Source organism: Burkholderia sp. ZZQ-2 (assembly GCF_050768715.1).
In the GTDB taxonomy this organism is placed as follows: Bacteria; Pseudomonadota; Gammaproteobacteria; order Burkholderiales; family Burkholderiaceae; genus Burkholderia; species Burkholderia cepacia.
This window is the reverse complement of record NZ_LDVA01000291.1, coordinates 91,284-106,979: the sequence shown is the minus strand read 5'-3', so window position 1 is coordinate 106,979 and position 15,696 is coordinate 91,284. Positions and strand designations below refer to the sequence as shown.

Sequence of the window (15,696 nt, the reverse complement as noted above, 5' to 3'; positions counted from 1 at the left end):
CGGCCGTCGGCGACGTCGAGACGTCGATCGCCGCCACCGCCCGCGATCACAGCCGGACCGAGCGCCTCGAACGCGCGGTGTCGAACGCGCGCGGCGCCTATACGCAGATCAACCGGTCGTGGCGCAGCGGCGAATCGGCGTTCATCGATACGCTGGAGGTGCAGCGTTCGCTGCTCGCGGCCGAGGATTCGCTCGCGCAGGCGCGCACCGAGGAAATGCTCGGCCGGGTCAGGCTGATGACTGCGCTGGGGCAGTAAGCGCGCGGTTCAGGTTCGACCGCTGCCGCGCATCGGTCGATACGCAAAGGGCGGCGAGTTCGATGTGATTCGAACCCGCCGCCCTTTTGCATGTTGCTTGGCCGGCTGCGTGCGGTACCGGCTCAGTCGATGTCGCCGCCTTCCTTCAACTGCGCGCTCAAGTAGTCGAGAAAACTGACGATGCGCGACGACAGCGTCGCATTGCGATAGAACACCGCATGAATCGGCTGGCGGAACTCGACGGTATCGTCGACGAGCAGTTCGACGAGGCTGCCGTCGCGGCGATGCGTGCCCGTCATGTAGTCGGCCAGGCACACGATGCCGGCGCCACTGAGCGCGAGCGTCAGCAGCGTCTCGCCGCTCGACGCCTGCAGCGCAGGATGAATCCGGTACACGCCGCCGTCGGCGGTGTGCAACGGCCAGTGGTTCAGCGTTTCCGGCTGCACGAAGCCGAGCAGCGCATGGTTCGCGAGATCGGCGACGCTCGTCGGCACGCCGGCTTTCTCCAGATAGGCCGGGCTCGCCAGGATGCGCAGCCGGCTGCTGCCGAGCCGGCGCGCATGCAGCGTCGAATCGCGCAGCTCGCCGATCCGGATCGCCACGTCGGTGCGCTGTTCGAGCAGGTCGATGATCTCGTCGCTCGTATGGAGTTCGGCCGTGATCGCCGGATAGGCTTCGCGGAAGCCGGGCATCATCGGCGCGATCACGTGCTGCATGAACGGCATCGCCGCGTTGATCCGCAAGCGCCCGGACGGCGTCTCGCGCTGGCTGACGATCTGTTCCTCGGCAAATTCGACCGACGCGATGATGTCGCGTGCGTAGTCGAGAAAAAGCTTGCCCTCGTCGGTCAATTCGAGGCGGCGCGTCGTGCGGCGGATCAGCGTCGTGTCGAGCTTCTCCTCGAGGCGCCGCAGGATCCGGCTCATCACCGAGGTCGGCTGGTGCAGCTTGTCGGCCGCACCCGTCAGCGAACCGGTATCGGCGATGGTCACGAACGCGAGCATCTCGTCGAGGGTCGTCTTCATGGTCGGCAGTCTTCCGCAGTTTCGGAAACCGCCACGATAGTGCCGCCGCGCCGCTTTGATAAGCCGGCGCGCGCGCGAATCACAGTTGATTTCGATTCAATGATTCGCGGCGAATATGGTCCGAACAATCCGGCATGAAGCAGGAGGCCGCATACGCAAACGCGCCCGGGCGGGCGCGCTTTTCGTCAGACAAGGCAACACCGTGTCAGGCGGCGACGGGCATCTCGTCGCGAATCCAGTCGAGCATCGCGCCGTGCGTCGGCGCCCACCCGAGTTCCTGCCGCGCGCGCAACGCCTTCACGCGGCTGTTCGACGCGAGCGAGTCATGCGCGCGCGAATGGCCGAGCGCCTGCGCCGCATCCGCGATATCCCATTCGACGATGGACGGCAAGCCGAGCCGCTCGCCGAGCGCATGGCCGATTTCCGCGAACGACGCTTCGCCGTTTTCCGCGAAGTAGAACGCACCGGGCGGCGCGGCATCGATCGCGCGCAGATACAGATCGGCGACATCGTCGACGTGCACGTTCGACCATCGGTTCAGCCCCTTGCCGATCACGCGCACCGCGCCGGCATCGCGCGCGATCGCCGCGAGCAGCGGCAGTTGCGCGCTGTCGCGGCGGATGCCGAGGCCGTCGCCGTAGATCATGCTGTTGCAGATCACGGCCGAACGGATGCCGAGGTTGGCCGACGACATCACGAGCCGGTCGATCGCGCGGCGCTCGGCCTTCGCGGGTTTGACGACGGGCGTCGTCTCGTCGAATACGGGGGCATCGTCATGCGCGCCCTGTGCGTCGTCCGCGATCACGCTGGTGCCGCTCGTATGCACGAACGTCTTGCCCGAGCCGCTCAGCGCGCCGATGATCGCCTCGACGGCCTCGCGGTGATCGCTGCTCGCCGCGTTGACGACGCAGTCCGCGTCGCGCGCGAACGCTTGCAGCAGCGCCGAGTCGTCGAGCGTGCCGACGACCGGCATGATGCCGGCCGCCGCGAGTTTCGCGGCGTTGTCACCGTCGCGCGTCAAGCCGGTGACGACGTGCCCTGCCGAGACGAGCCGCGCGGCCACCGAGCCGCCGATGTAGCCGCTCGCGCCCGTCACGAATATCCTGATGCCTTTCATCTGCTGCTCCGAGAGCGAGACAGCCGGTACGGCAGACGTCTCGCGAAATGTCGTGCGTCGCAGTATCGGCGGCCGGCGTTGCGCGAGGAAGGGCGGCGTCGCGAAAACAGTTTTGAGCGCAACGGGATGATCGGCCGCGTCAGACGAACCCCTCGTCGACCAGCGTACAGCCGTCCGCGGTGATCTCGTGCCGCTGGCCCGAGCCGCCGGCCACGCGGCTCCAGCTTTCGGACACGAGCATCGCCGCATCGCCGTCCGTGTGCAGCGCATAGCCGAATCCGCCATACATGCCCGGCACCGCGAACCACATGCGTTCGGCCTGCGCGTCGAGTTCGAGTAGCGGTTCGAGTTCGGGCAGGCGCAGCGCGTCGACGCGCAAATGTGCGATGCGGCCAAGGATCATCGCGTGGAAGTGGCGCTGGATGGCGAACAGCGTGGCGTCGGGTACGAAGCGTCGCGGCTGCGGCGCCAGCAGATCGACCAGATGCCGATGCCCGCGCCGCCCGGCGATATCGACCGGGCGCTCGCCGCGGGCATCGCGCAGCATGCGCCACGCACCGAGCCGCAACAGTTCGGCGGCGACCTCCTTCGGTGCGCCGCCGCAGGCGGCCTGATGCAGCGGCGCACGAAGCGACGTGCCGCCGAGCCGGGTCGCGTTGACGAGCGCACGCTCCTTCGCGACGAGCGCGAGCATCGTCGCCCAGTCGCCGTTCCTGGCCGCGTCGGCCAGCGCGTGCCGGGTCGCGACCTGCGCGTCGCCGAGCACGTCGGCGCTCGTGATGCCGTCCCATGTGATGCTCAACCGGATCTCCTCGTGTGTCGCGTTCGCATGACCGCGTCGATCGCCCATCATAAGCGTTCGTCGCGGCTGCGCGATCGCGCGGCGCTGCTTCGGGCCGGGATTCCCCGGCGTCCGATCCGGCCGCTGCCCGCACAGGCGCGTCGATCTGCGATGATGTCGGACGCGAGGCCACGCATCGCGATCGCCTCGCACGGGCGCGCCGCACGCGCACCCGATCCATCCACCCCGACGAAGCATGCTCATCATGATCGACGTTTCCTCCATCACCGACGCGTTCGCCCCGAGCGGCGAGCCGACGCAGTACCGCGTATCGCCCGAGAAACTGATTTCCGGCGATCCGCTGCACACGCTCACACCCGGCTTCGCGAGTCCGTGCGGCCGCTTCTCGACCGGCATCTGGGAAAGCACGCCCGGCTGCTGGCACGTCGCGTACACCGAAGCGGAATACTGCGAGATCCTCGAAGGCACGTCGGTGATCACCGACCTCGAAGGCAACCGGAAGACTCTGCGCGCCGGCCATCGTTTCGTGATTCCGCCGGGTTTTCGCGGCACGTGGGAAGTCGTCGAACGCACACGGAAGATCTTCGTCGCGTACGACGAGCAGCCGCCCGAATGAGCGGCGGGCGGGCGCGATCGATGCGGCATTGCACGACAGGTCGGCGATCCGCCAGCCGCGCGGCATCGCCGCCGTGCGCCATCGTTCGTCCGGGTTCGTCGCGACCGCATCGGTCGCCTTCCCGACAGCTCGGCACGCCGGCCGTGCGGCACGACCGGCCCGCCGGCTGAAACGTTACCGCCGGCCGTCGAGCGCCCCGAGAATCCCGTACGCGGCCTTCACGCGGTCCTCGTTCGGAAAGCTGCGGTTCGCGAGCATCACGATCGCGATCCGCTTCGACGGGACGAACGCGACATAGGTGCTGAAGCCGTTGGTCGAGCCCGTCTTGTTGATCCACGTATTCGCGCTCGGCGCGAGCGGCGGCTTGATCGCGGAGGCCGGCAACCCGTCGCGCAGCATCTTCATCGAGTTGCCTTCGAGCAGCGTCGGCAGCGCGACCGGATACGGATACTGTTCCCAGATCAGGTCCTGCGTCAGCGGCCCCGCGCGGAAATAGCCGGTGTGGGTGCGTTCGAGCGCACGCTGCAGGCGCGGCGCGGTTTCGATCAGCCCCATGTTCGCCTGCACGAAGCGCAGCAGGTCGGCGGCCGCGGTCCGCACGCCGTAGGCCGGCTGCCACAGCATGCCGCCCGTCATCCGGATCGGCTTGCCGTCCTGCGTATAACCCTGTGCGTAGTCGGCCTGACGTGCTTCCGGCACGTTGATGTACGTGTGCGTCATGCCGAGCGCGGGAAAGAGCCGCTGCTCCATCAGCACCGCGAAATCCTTGTGCATCGCCTTTGCGGTGAGCCACCCGAGCATGCCGACCGACACGTTCGAATACGTCCGGTACGTACCCGGCGCGTGCGCGGGCCGCCACGCGTCGAGATAGCGGATCAGCCCCGCGTCGTCGCGGATGCCGTCCGGCACCTGTACCGGCATGCCGCCGGACGTGTGCGTACCGAGATCGAGCAGCGTCACGACACCGAACGGCTTGCCCTGCATGGCAGGCAGGTACTTGCCGACCGGATCGGCCAGCGACAGTTCGCCGCCCTCCTGCGCGTCGGCCGCGAGCGTCGCGGTCAGCGTCTTGCTGACCGAGCCGATTTCGAACAGCGTGTCGCCGGTGACGGGCTTGCCGGTTTGCGTCGACATCACGCCGTAGTCGAACACGTAGGGCTTGCCGTCGGCGACGACGCCGACCGCCATGCCGGGAATCGCGTACTGCTTCATCAGCGGCGCGATGTGGCGGGTCACGGTGTCGTGGAGGTCGTCCGGGGTGGCGGCGGCCGCGCGGCCGGCCGTGGCGGTGACGCACGCGGCGACGAGCAGGGTCGCGGCGAAGCGTGTCGCGTTGAATCGCATGGTTGCGGTTCCTTCGATTTCCGATGGTTGCGTGGACAACAGATCCGGTCGCGCCATGCGGAAATCGCAGCGGCCGGCCTGCCGAAGCAGGACTATCCGCTGTAAGCCGTCCGTCAACAATCGACGTTATGTTGATCGAGCCTAAAGAAAAACTTATGGGATTGGCGAAGGCGTGGATGACCGCTGCCGTCGTCGCGGCGTGCTCGATGGTTTGCGGGGAACGTCGGGCGGCACCGTCAAGTGCACTGCCACGAACGCGACACGTCGGTGACGTTGCCGTACAAGCGAGTCACGGCGCCGACAACACGAGGCTCGAGCGCGTCACCCCGGCAACCGGTCCAGAAACGCCAGCATCGCCGCGTTGAACCGCGCGGGCCGCTGCAGCGGCGCGAAATGGCTCACGCCGGGCAGGATCGTCAGCGTCGCGCCCGGAATCGTACGCGCCAGGTACGCCGCATGCTCGGGCCGGATGAATTCGTCGTGCTCGCCCAGCACGATCGTGACCGGCACGGCGATCGCCGCGAGATCCTCCGCGCTGTAATCCGGTTGCGTGCGCATCATTTCGCTGACGGCCGCGACGAATGCGTCGAACTCGCCCGGTGTCGCGGAAAGCGCCGCATAGTCCTTGCGATGCCGCGCGAAGCAGCGGTCGAGCAGCGGGCCCGGCACGATCTCCTTCGTGCCGCCCGGGTCCATGTTGCATGCGAAGAAGAACACGCCGGCCGCACGTTCCGGCGCGCGATCGGCCAGCACGAGCGCGATGCACGCGCCGTCGCTCCAGCCGACGAAGCGCGCACGGTCGACGTGCAGCGCATCGAGCACCGCGAGCACGTCCGACGCCATGCGTTCGTAGGAATAGGGCTGAGCGTCGCGCGTACTGCGGCCGTGGCCGCGGCTGTCGATCACGATCGCGCGGTAGCCGGCCGCGAGCAGCGCCGGCACCTGGTTGCCCCAGTTGCCGCCGTGGCCGAGGCCGCCGTGCAGCAGCACGACCGGCGGGCCGTGGCCGAACGACGCGTGCCAGATGCGCGCGCCGTCGTGTTCGAGCCATCCTTGCGCGTCGGCCGCCGGCAGCGGCGTGCCGCCTTGCGCGTCGAAGCGGACGAGGTCGTCGTCATCGAGTTCCGCATGCATCGTTCTGCCGTCCTGTCGAGGGAGACGTGCTTGCGATTGTAATGCGTGCGGCCGCCGCGGCCGCATCCGCTCAGGCCTGCGTCGACACCAGCCCGCCTGCCGACGAGCCGCCCGTCTTCTCGACGGCCGCCGCGAGTTGCGCGATCGCGGTCGCCAGCGCCCCCGCGATCGCGCCGGCTTCCGCGCTCAGCGACTGCTGTTCGACCGCCGCGGCCGGGTCGTCCTTCGCGCGCTGCGCCGCGCTCGCCATCTGGCGCTCGATCGTGGCCAGCTGCTTCTGCAACCGGTCGATCAACGCTTTCAGCTGCGCGACCGCCGGATCGTCGGACGACGCGCCCGATGCGCCGAGCGTTTCGCCGGTGGCACCGGTCGAACCCTGCGCACCGGACGTGCCTGCCGTACTCGTCGTACCCGTCGCGCCCGCGGCATTCGTCGCGCCATCGGTGGATGACGTCGCGGCGGGCGCGGCCGACGAAGCGTTCGCGCCCGGGCTCGCGTCCGCCAGCGAGGTGCGCGTGGTCGTGGAGAAATCGATCTGCATCGTGTCGGTCCCTGTGTCGGTAAACGAATCGTGGCTGGGGGGCAAAATTGCCTTCCAATTCGTTTACGGCATTCGTCACACGAAACTTGAGTATCGGGGCCCGACAGATTTGGCTGAAGATCGCCGGTTTTAGTCGCGAAAGGGCCAGATTCGCGGCGCCGCAGCGCTGATAAAATCGCGGCTTCGCCGGCGGAAGTCGCGCGCCCGCTGCCCCCGGGGCGCGAGCGCGCAACGCCGCCGGTATCGACTCCCGCCCTTCCGGGCGCGGCACGCGACACGTGCCGACGCCGCGGTCGCGGCCGCGCGGGTCGCCTTTTCCGTTCGCCTGCGTGCCCCGCTCGCCGCTTCAAGCGGCGAACGCCGTCCGGCGCGCGCTCACTTCATCACGCATTCGAGGAACACACGATGGCCCGCATCGGCGCCTTCTGCATCACGACGTGGCTTGCCGCCGCGATTCTCTACTTCGGCCAGCATTCCGTCGCGATGATCGTGTTGAGCGGTGTCGTCGTGTTCGGCGGATTCGACCTGCTGCGTCCGTAAGCGCGCAGGGCCACGCGGCCGCGCCCGATCGCGACGGCCGGCGCGACTGTGATAGCCTCTCCCGCACCGTCTGTCACGCGCACGCCTCGCCGGCAACCAGGAGAACGGAATTTGAATCATGGTTCGAACCGCCACCCGGCCGCCCTCGCCTGCAAGGTGTGTTCGGCCCGCGCCCCCATCTGCGGGCTGGTCGATTTCTCGCGCTGCGGCGCCGACTTCATTGCCGGGAAGAAAGTCGACCCGTTTGCGGGCGTGCCGGTCTACTACCATGCTTGCGAGCAATGCGGCTTCACGTGGGCGCCCATGTTCGACAGCTGGACCCACGACGATTTCGCGCAGCATGTCTATAACGCCGACTATGCGCGCCACGATCCCGAGTATCTCGAGATCCGTCCGCAGCAGCATGCCGACCTGATCTGCACCAGTTTCGCGGAAATGCGGGAAGGCCGGATTCTCGATTTCGGCTCGGGGCTGGGCTTGCTGGAACGGAAACTGGCGTCGCGCGGCTTCACGGACGTGACGTCGTACGATCCGTTCTCGCACCCGGTTCCGCCCGAAGGCACGTTCGACACGATCCTGTCGTTCGAGGTGTTCGAGCATCATCCGGCGCCGTTCGACCTCTTCGACCAGATCATGCGTTACCGGAAACGCGACGGCGCGCTGCTGTTCCAGACGTCGCTGATCAGCCGGGAGATCATCGAGCGCGGCATCGAGCAGTGGTGGTACTGCGTGCCGCGCAACGGGCACATCTCGTTTCACACGCCGCAGTCCCTGACGCTGCTTGCCCAACGCCACGGGCTCGAATACGGCGCGTTCAGTCCCGAGCTGCACGTCGTCTTCGATCGCGCGGCGACACCGCGCTGGCTCGACAGGTTTCTCAAGCCGTAACGGCTCGCCGGCGATCGGGCATGCAACGAGCGCCGCGTGCCTTCACGCGGCGCTCGAACGGCTCGCTGCCGCTTGCACGGCATCGTGCCCACGCCCACGCCGCCCCGTCAGCATGCCCCGAACGTCGGCACCGCCGGATCGACCGCCAGCGCGCGCTCGTTGAACACGACCGGCACGCCGCCGAGCCCGAGCCTGCAGTTCGGGCGGTCGAGCCGCCACCCGTCGACGCGCAGCGCGGCGCGCGATACCGGCGCACCGCTCGCATGCGGCAAATCGATCGTGATCTGCCGCTTCGCGCCCGGCATCAGGTTCAGGTAGTTGTCGCTGTAGAACGCGGGCAGCACGCGCGCGCCGGTCGACGGATCGAATACCTGCAAGTGCGTCATCAACGCGAACGTCGTGCCGATGTTCGCGACGTCGACCGTGATGCGCGTCGTCGTGTCGTTGGTCTCGGCCGATGCCGCGCCGATGGCAACCGCCGCGCCCGGCATCGTATCGAGCGACGTGTACGCGGTATCGCCTCCGTCGCGCTGTCGCCAGTACACGTTCTCCGCAAGCGTATTGCCGCCCGCATCGGTCAGCACGAGCGACACGATGCACACGTCCGACTTCGCCGCGGCCATCGCCGCCTTCAGGTTCGCCACCACGCGATAGGATGCCTTCGCGACGCCGCCGACGTCCGCGACGGTCTGGCTGCTCGACGTGCCGTCGAGGTTGTACACGCGCATCTCGACGCGGCCGGTGACGGCCGCCGCCGTGTGATTCGCGATCGTCACGTCGGCGGTATTCGCATCGAGGATCGCATTGACGCGACGGCACCCGTGCCGCACTGCGAAGAACGACGCGTGCGCGTCGAGGTCGTGGCTGTATATCTGCCACACGAAGCTCGGTTGCGCGGGGTTCGTCATCCACATGATCACGCCGGTGGCCGGCGACGTGATCTTCCCGGCCACCGGGCCGATCATCACGGCCGCGTTCGCCTCGTAGATCGAGCGGATGCATTCGTAGTTCATCATCTGCGCCTTGCGCACGAAGTCCGCGAGATTGCGGATCGCGCCGTAGCGCTGCGCCGTCATCGCGATGTAGCCGGCGCCGCCCTGCTTGCCGACCGACGGGTAGTACGCGCCGTTGCCGTTCATGTCGCGGTCGGCCCAGAAGTCGTCCGGGCATTCGTACGAGCCGGGCGGCAGCATCGATTCGACGCATTCGAGCGTCGGGATCGAATGCGAGCCGACCTCGTTGTGAAACGCAATCGACGTCGTGCCGTAGCCGCGGCTGAATGCCGCCTGCGGCGACGCCCAGTTGTACGGGCCGCCCGACGAATAGCCGTTCACCGCGCCGGCGCCCGTATCGCCGGCCGAACTCGTGAGGCACAGGCGTTGCGGGTCGAGTTCGGCGACGAGCGCGTCGAGCCCCTTGACGAGTGCCGGCGGCGGCGCACCTTCGTTGCCGCCGCACCAGAGCAGGATCGACGGACGATGGCGGTTGCGCGCGATCACGTCGCGGATGTTGTCGAGATCGCGCGGCACGTTGGCCGGCCCCGACCCGTCGCCTTCGGTCGAGAAGAAGAAGTCCTGCCAGACGAGGATCCCGTAGCGGTCGCATGCATCGAAGAAATCGTCGCTCGTGCTCTGCCCGTTCCAGTTGCGGATCAGGTTGAGGTTCGCGTCGCGATGGAGCCGCACCTGGTTGAACAGCCGTTCGCGCGGAATGCGCTTCAGCGCTTCGTCGAGCCCCCAGTTGCCGCCCATCACGAGGATCGGCAGGCCGTTGACCGTGATGCTCAACTGCGGCCCCATGCCGATGTCGCGCACGTATTCGATGCGGCGCAGGCCGACCTTCAGCGTGCGCTCGTCCGAGCGCCTGCGCGCCACCTCGATGCCGACCGTCACCGCGTAGAGGTTCGGTTCGCCATACCCGTTCGGCCACCACAGGCTCGGCTGCCTGATCGACAGCGCCGCGATATCCGACGACGTGAGCGACACCTTCGTCGTCGTGCTCGATGCGGGAATCGCGATGTCGTGGCGAAACGGCGCGCCGTTGCCGACGGTGCCGACGACGGTCGCGACGAGATCCGCGCCGGAGCCGTTGTCCAGTTCGAGATCGAGCCGCAACTCGGCGCGCGACAGGTCGGTGGACAGCGTGTGCGCGACGTTGATCGCCGCGATCCGCACCGCGCCGGTCGTGAACCATGCCACTGGCTGCCAGATGCCGAGTTCGCGATCGGGGATCGTCGGCAGCCAGTCCCAGCCCGCCGAGCAGAAGAAGGTCGGCCCGTTCTTCAGCGTGACGCCGGTCGGGCCGCCGTTGCGTCCGCCGCGCGTGACGCCGCTCGCGTAGCTCGGCAGCAGCGGCCCTTCCGAGAAATCCGGCTTGACGACGCGCACCGCGAGACCGGCCGTGCCGCCCGCTTGCGGCACCAGCCTCGAGATGTCGAACGCCCCCTGCTTGAACGCGCCTTCGAGCCGGCCGACGGGCGCGCCGTTCAGCCAGACCTCGGCGCAGTAGTTGACGCCGCCGAAGCGCAGCCACAGCCGCTGCCCCGGTTGCCGTGCGGGCGCCGTGAAGGTCGTCCGATACCAGTAGTCGGTGTCCTTCAGCGTGTCGGGAATGGTGTCCGTGACGATGCGGCCGTAGAACGGGTCGGGATACTTGCCGTTGACGATCATGCTGTTCAGCACGGTACCGGGCACCGTCGCCGGCGCCATGCCCGTCACGCCGCCCGCGCCCGACAGTTGCGCGCCGCCGGCGCCCGGCAGGCTGCTCGCCGGGGCGAACGTCCAGTTCGTCGTGAGATCCTGCGCGGCCAGCAGACTGCGTTCGGGGTCGCCCGGCACGACGGGCGTGACCGTCGCGGGGCCGTCGGCGCCGGGCGTGCCGGACGCGCCGGCGGGCGCATCCATGTCGCCACCGCAGCCGGCGAGCCAGTTCGTGCCGACCAGTGCGGCGCCATACGACAGGAATTTCCGGCGTTCTTTCGACGTCATGTGGTTGTCTCCCTGATGATGCCGACATCGTCGCGGGCGCGCGCGCGGCGCGAAGCCGCGCGCGCGCCGGTCACGTTCACTGCGCGCCGGCCCGGCGCATGCGCATCACCGTCGACGGACTGCCGGCCGTCATCTGCGTATAGTCCGCGTTCGGCCCGGACGGCGGCGTCAGGTTGTCGGCGGCCGCCCATTGCGTCGGCGCAGCCGACAGCGTGTAGCTCATCGTGCCGCCATTGGCGATCTTGCCCAGCGGCAACCATGAGCCCGCGTAGTCCGCGCCGTTCACCTTCAGCGACTGGATATACGCAAACGACGGGTGCCCCGCACCGTCCATCGCCACCTGCTTGTCGCTTTCGAGCCGCAGCGTCTTGCCGTTGCCGAACCAGACGGTGATCCCGCTGAACTGCGGCGTGGACAGCGCGAGCCCCGCTTCCGACGGAATCACCGGGAACATGCCGAGTGCCGCCCACACGTACCAGCTCGACGTCGCCCCCATGTCGTCGTTGCCCGGCAGCCCGTCGCGCGCGGTCGTGAACGCCTTCGACATGATGATCGGCAGGATGTACTGCGCACCGCTCGGCTGCCCGGCCCAGTTGTAGCCCCACGGCGACTGGAACGACGGTTCGTTGCCGATGTACAGGCCGGTGGACGATTCGCCGCCGTTCAGGTCGCCGGAGGCCGGCACGGTCGAGAACGGCGTCGTGATCGCAAACAGCGTGTTCAGCCGCGCGACGGCCGCCTGCTTGCCGCCGATCGCGTCGATCAGCGCGCTCCAGTCCTGTGCGAAGGTCCAGAAGTAGTTCGGCTCGGTCGATTCATGGAACGAACCCTGCACGAGCGTCCCCAGCGTGCCCGGCGCCGAGCCGGCCGGCGGCGCATTGCGCGCGGCGATCACCTTGTTCGTGTAGTCGAAGATGTTGCGCCACCACCCGGCCCGCGTGTACAGCGTGCCGATGTTGTCGGGCGTCACGCCGACCGACGGCGCGTTCAGCACGCTGGCGGGCAATGCCTGCAGGAACGCGGCCGCGGAACGGTCGCTCAGCACGCGCTCGATGGTGGCCGAAGACGAGTGACCGTCGTCGCCCTGCGACAGGTAGTGGGCCGTCAGGAAGTTGGCGAGGCCCGCTGCGCTCGTGCGGTCGTTGCATGCGCTCGACGGATCGAACACCGACTGCTTCGTCAGCCGCGCAGCCGACACCAGATCGAAATCGGTCGCGCCGAACTTGTACGCGCCGGCGATCACGTTCAGCGCGTTGTCGCCGGCCATCGGCGTCGAATCGTCGCTGCCGTCGACCCAGTGCGGGAACGCGCCGCACTGAAGCCCGTCGACCACGAGCGACTGCATCATGTCGCTCGTTTCCTTTGGCGCGAGCAGCGCCAGCAACTGCGTTTGCGACCGGTACGTATCCCACAGCGAGAAGCCCGTGTAGTGGTTGCCCGCGCCGCCCTGCGAGCCGTCGGTGCGCCGGAATGCGTAGTCGCCGACCTTTGCCGTCGCGCGCTGCGGCACGGTGCCGGTCTGGTCGACCGACGCCGGATAGCCGCCGCTCGCGTTCTTCGGCTGGCGCATGCTGCGGAATTCGCCGTTCGTGTCGCTGTAGAGCGTCGGCGTGCCGAACACGCGATAGAGCGCGGTGTAGAACTTCGTCAGGTTCGCCTTCTGCGTCGCGTTCAGCGATGCGGGCGCGGCGGCCTGGTCGATCTGGATCGTGTTGAGCCGGTCGTTCCACAAGCCGGACGCGTTGTTGCGCGCGTCGTCGAACGCGAGCTTTTCGCCTTCGGCTTTCAGGTTGGCCTGCGCATTCTGGATACTGACGGACGAGACCCCGACCTTCACGGTGACGGTGCGGTCGGTGTCGGTCAGGTCGAACTGCAGCGTCGCCGCGCCGTTGCTGACGGTATTCACCGCCGACGTGCCCGCCTGCTTGCGCAGCGGCTTGTCGAAGATCGCGTAGAAATACACGGGCGCGTTCCACACCGTGCCGTACGGCGTGCAGAACGCCGGCGCGACGGCCTGCCCGCTCATCGACCTGCCGTCGCTCGCGAGCGCCAGCGCGACGTTGCTGGCGGTGACCTTCGTGCTGCCCGAATCGCTGTTGCCGTTCAGCTTCGCGTCGATCGAGAAGAAGCCCTTGTCCTTGTCCGTGTACGTGAAGCGCGCGATGCCGGAGCGCGCCGTCGCGCTCAGCTCCGTGACGATGCCGTTCGCGAGGCGGACCTTGTAGTACCCGGGTTCGGCCGTTTCATCCGCATAGCTGTACCCGATTCCGGTCGGCCGGCCACCCGACGCGATCGCCTTCGCCGCATCGGCCGGCAGCATCGCGACCGTGCCCTGCCCCGGGCACCCGACACCGCTCAGGTGCGTCACGCTGAAGAAGTCGATCGTGCCGCCCGCCCCGCCCGTCGACAGGTAGCCGCCCGAGCCGTTGAAGTTGTAGCGCGGCGTGTTGGGCCCGAAATTCACCATCCCGAACGGCACCATCGCGCCCGGGCTCACGTTGCCCGCGTAGCCCGAGTCCGAGTTGACCTGCGTGCCGATGAGCGGATTGACGAACCGGGTCAGTTGCATGTCGGTGCGCCTGGGCGGCGCCGGCTGATCGGGCTGCGGCGGCCGGGAGGGGTCCGAAGTCGGCGGCACGGTCGACGGCGTGTCTCCCGCGCCGTTGCTGGCCGTCTTAACACCGTTCACGTCGTCGCCGCCGCACGCGGCAAGCGCCGCGCAGGTCAGCGCGGCGACGAGCAAGAGTCGTGGATGTCTCATTTTTTCGTTTAGTACCGTTAATCAAAACGATTGTTCTGGCGCCGCGATCATCCGGCACGCCGTGCGGCACATTGATGCCGCGCGGCGTGGCGTCGACTGGCCCTCCAGGCGACGTCATGCTGACTCGTTACATGCGAATACCCCGCGACGATCGTTGCTGCCGCAACCGTCGCCTCACCGCCCTGTCTCCGGGAACGTCACATCCTTCCCAGGGGCTTACAGTGCCGTAACGACTGTTTATTCACCACGAGAAGTTTCCCGAATTTTCAGTTTGTTTAACTAAACAATCGGAAGTTAATCAGCTTCGGGTATGCATTCCCGCCATTTGTTGCGTTGCAACGGCGGCGCACCGGGAGGTGCATTGACGGGCGCCCGGCGAACCCGGGCGCCGCATGAACGTGAAGAACGGGACGAACGGATGCCGTGCGCGTCAGCGCGGCAACGTCCGCAGCGACGACGGTCCGCCCGTCAGCGCGATCCGCTTGCCCGTATCGCGCAGCTTGCCGCCTTCCACCGCATAGAACGCCAGTTGCCGCTCGACGTTGAACTGCACGATCACGTGCCGGCTGTCCGCGGTGAACACGATGCCTTGCGCGGCTTCGCCGCCGGGCACCTCGCTCACCTTCACGGCCTGCCCGTTGCGGATTTCGAACAGCAGCACCTTGCCGATCTTGTGTCGACCCGGATTGTCGGCCGTCAGGTTCGAGCCGTCCATCGCCTGCACGGCGATCCACTTCCCGTCCGGCGAAATCGCGACGCCTTCCGGCAGCGACGGCACCGTCAGGTACTGGACCGTGCGGAACGGCACGCGCGACACGTCGATCAGTGCGACCGAATCGGCATCGCCCGCGAGCGTGCCCGTATAACCCGGCAGCCCGGCCAGCCCCACGTTGCTGACGACAGCCCAGCGGTTGTCGCTCGACACGTCGATCGTGTAAGGCGCGACACCCGTGCTCAGGCGCGACCCGCTGTCGGTCACCTTGCCGTCGTCGACGTTCAGCACCGCGATGCCCTGCTCGTCGCGCAGCGACACGAGCGCATGCTTGCCGTCGTGCGTGAAGCTGATCCCGGCCAGCCGCTTCTTGCCGATCTTCAGGCTGCCGTCGAGCATCACCTGCGTGCCGTCGATGCGAAGGATCGACACGCTGCCGTCGACGTTCGCGACGAGCGCGAGCTTGCCCGAGCGGTCGATCGCGATCCCTTGCGGATGCGTGCCGAGCTCGACGCGCGTGACCGACGGCGGCGCGGCGTCGAGATTCACGACCTGCAGGAACGTGTCGAACACGAGCTGCTTCGCGGCCGTGTCGTAGCGCGTCGGCGCGCCGACAAGCGCGAGCTTCGCGTCGGGCGTGATCGCGACGGCCTGCGGCGGCCCCTGGATGCCGTTCTCGACGTCGACCTGCCGCGCGACCTTCGGCGGGAACGTGCTGGCGTCGAGCAGCGTCAGCGTGTCGGCGGGCGGCGAAGCGAGATAGGTGTCGCGGCCCTCGACGCGCTGGTACTTGCCGTCGTTGCCGGACACGATCCAGTCGGCGGCGTGCACGGCAACGGCCGTCGTGGCGAGGGTCAGCGCGGCGAGCAGGCGCGCGCTGCGCGGGCGGAAAGGATTCGAATGCATGGCGGTCGGTTCTCCGGATCGGTTGCGGATGCAATGGTTGGCTCGACCCTGCTGCTCGACGGGTCA

Annotated in this window: 13 protein-coding genes; 4 read left to right on the top strand and 9 right to left on the bottom strand. The window is 68.0% G+C overall.

What is annotated here, in order from left to right; all coding sequences use genetic code 11:
- Nucleotides 1-257, top strand: a 257-nt coding sequence (locus tag ABY44_RS24945; RefSeq protein WP_431642516.1) for a TolC family protein, incomplete at its 5' end; no start/stop codon positions are given.
- A gap of 122 nt (nt 258-379) precedes the next feature.
- Here ABY44_RS24945 and ABY44_RS24940 read toward each other — a convergent pair.
- The 3 genes from ABY44_RS24940 to ABY44_RS24930 form a co-directional block, all read right to left on the bottom strand.
- On the bottom strand, nt 380-1,282 hold the full coding sequence (locus tag ABY44_RS24940; RefSeq protein ID WP_027792102.1) for a LysR substrate-binding domain-containing protein: 903 nt from the start codon (nt 1,280-1,282) through the stop codon (nt 380-382).
- A gap of 205 nt (nt 1,283-1,487) precedes the next feature.
- Complete coding sequence (locus ABY44_RS24935; RefSeq protein WP_081066060.1) at nt 1,488-2,399, bottom strand: NAD-dependent epimerase/dehydratase family protein; 912 nt, start codon at nt 2,397-2,399, stop codon at nt 1,488-1,490.
- A 139-nt stretch (nt 2,400-2,538) separates the two neighbouring features.
- A complete protein-coding gene (locus tag ABY44_RS24930; protein WP_059693714.1) occupies nt 2,539-3,201 on the bottom strand; it encodes an ankyrin repeat domain-containing protein in 663 nt (220 codons plus the stop codon).
- A 244-nt stretch (nt 3,202-3,445) separates the two neighbouring features.
- Here ABY44_RS24930 and ABY44_RS24925 point away from each other — a divergent pair, with 244 nt between their 5' ends.
- A complete protein-coding gene (locus ABY44_RS24925) occupies nt 3,446-3,817 on the top strand; it encodes a cupin domain-containing protein (RefSeq protein WP_049096504.1) in 372 nt (123 codons plus the stop codon).
- Between the two features lie 174 nt (nt 3,818-3,991).
- On the opposite strand, the gene ampC is transcribed toward ABY44_RS24925, so the two are convergent.
- From ampC to ABY44_RS24910, 3 genes are all read right to left on the bottom strand, one after another.
- Nucleotides 3,992-5,161 carry a class C beta-lactamase gene (gene ampC / locus ABY44_RS24920; RefSeq protein ID WP_431642513.1) on the bottom strand — a complete coding sequence of 390 codons (1,170 nt, stop codon included), beginning with the start codon at nt 5,159-5,161 and terminating at the stop codon, nt 3,992-3,994.
- A gap of 321 nt (nt 5,162-5,482) precedes the next feature.
- Nucleotides 5,483-6,295: an alpha/beta fold hydrolase gene (locus tag ABY44_RS24915; protein WP_059585943.1), complete on the bottom strand. Its 813-nt coding sequence runs from the start codon at nt 6,293-6,295 to the stop codon at nt 5,483-5,485.
- A gap of 70 nt (nt 6,296-6,365) precedes the next feature.
- Nucleotides 6,366-6,836, bottom strand: a complete 471-nt coding sequence (locus tag ABY44_RS24910) for a hypothetical protein (RefSeq protein WP_059682918.1) — start codon at nt 6,834-6,836, stop codon at nt 6,366-6,368.
- A 405-nt stretch (nt 6,837-7,241) separates the two neighbouring features.
- Between ABY44_RS24910 and ABY44_RS24905 the strand changes: the two genes are divergently transcribed.
- Together ABY44_RS24905 and ABY44_RS24900 are read left to right on the top strand one after the other, a co-directional pair.
- Nucleotides 7,242-7,376, top strand: a complete 135-nt coding sequence (locus tag ABY44_RS24905) for a hypothetical protein (protein WP_006767081.1) — start codon at nt 7,242-7,244, stop codon at nt 7,374-7,376.
- Nucleotides 7,377-7,487: 111 nt separating this feature from the next.
- On the top strand, nt 7,488-8,264 hold the full coding sequence (locus tag ABY44_RS24900) for a class I SAM-dependent methyltransferase (RefSeq protein ID WP_060170156.1): 777 nt from the start codon (nt 7,488-7,490) through the stop codon (nt 8,262-8,264).
- 107 nt (nt 8,265-8,371) lie between these two features.
- Here ABY44_RS24900 and ABY44_RS24895 read toward each other — a convergent pair whose 3' ends face one another.
- The 3 genes from ABY44_RS24895 to ABY44_RS24885 all read right to left on the bottom strand — a co-directional run bounded on the left by ABY44_RS24895 (nt 8,372) and on the right by ABY44_RS24885 (nt 15,630).
- Complete coding sequence (locus tag ABY44_RS24895) at nt 8,372-11,251, bottom strand: glycoside hydrolase family 2 protein (RefSeq protein ID WP_060170155.1); 2,880 nt, start codon at nt 11,249-11,251, stop codon at nt 8,372-8,374.
- Between the two features lie 76 nt (nt 11,252-11,327).
- Nucleotides 11,328-14,012 carry a GH92 family glycosyl hydrolase gene (locus tag ABY44_RS24890; protein ID WP_060170153.1) on the bottom strand — a complete coding sequence of 895 codons (2,685 nt, stop codon included), beginning with the start codon at nt 14,010-14,012 and terminating at the stop codon, nt 11,328-11,330.
- Between the two features lie 430 nt (nt 14,013-14,442).
- Nucleotides 14,443-15,630, bottom strand: a complete 1,188-nt coding sequence (locus tag ABY44_RS24885; RefSeq protein ID WP_060170150.1) for a beta-propeller fold lactonase family protein — start codon at nt 15,628-15,630, stop codon at nt 14,443-14,445.
- Nucleotides 15,631-15,696: the final 66 nt, after the last annotated feature.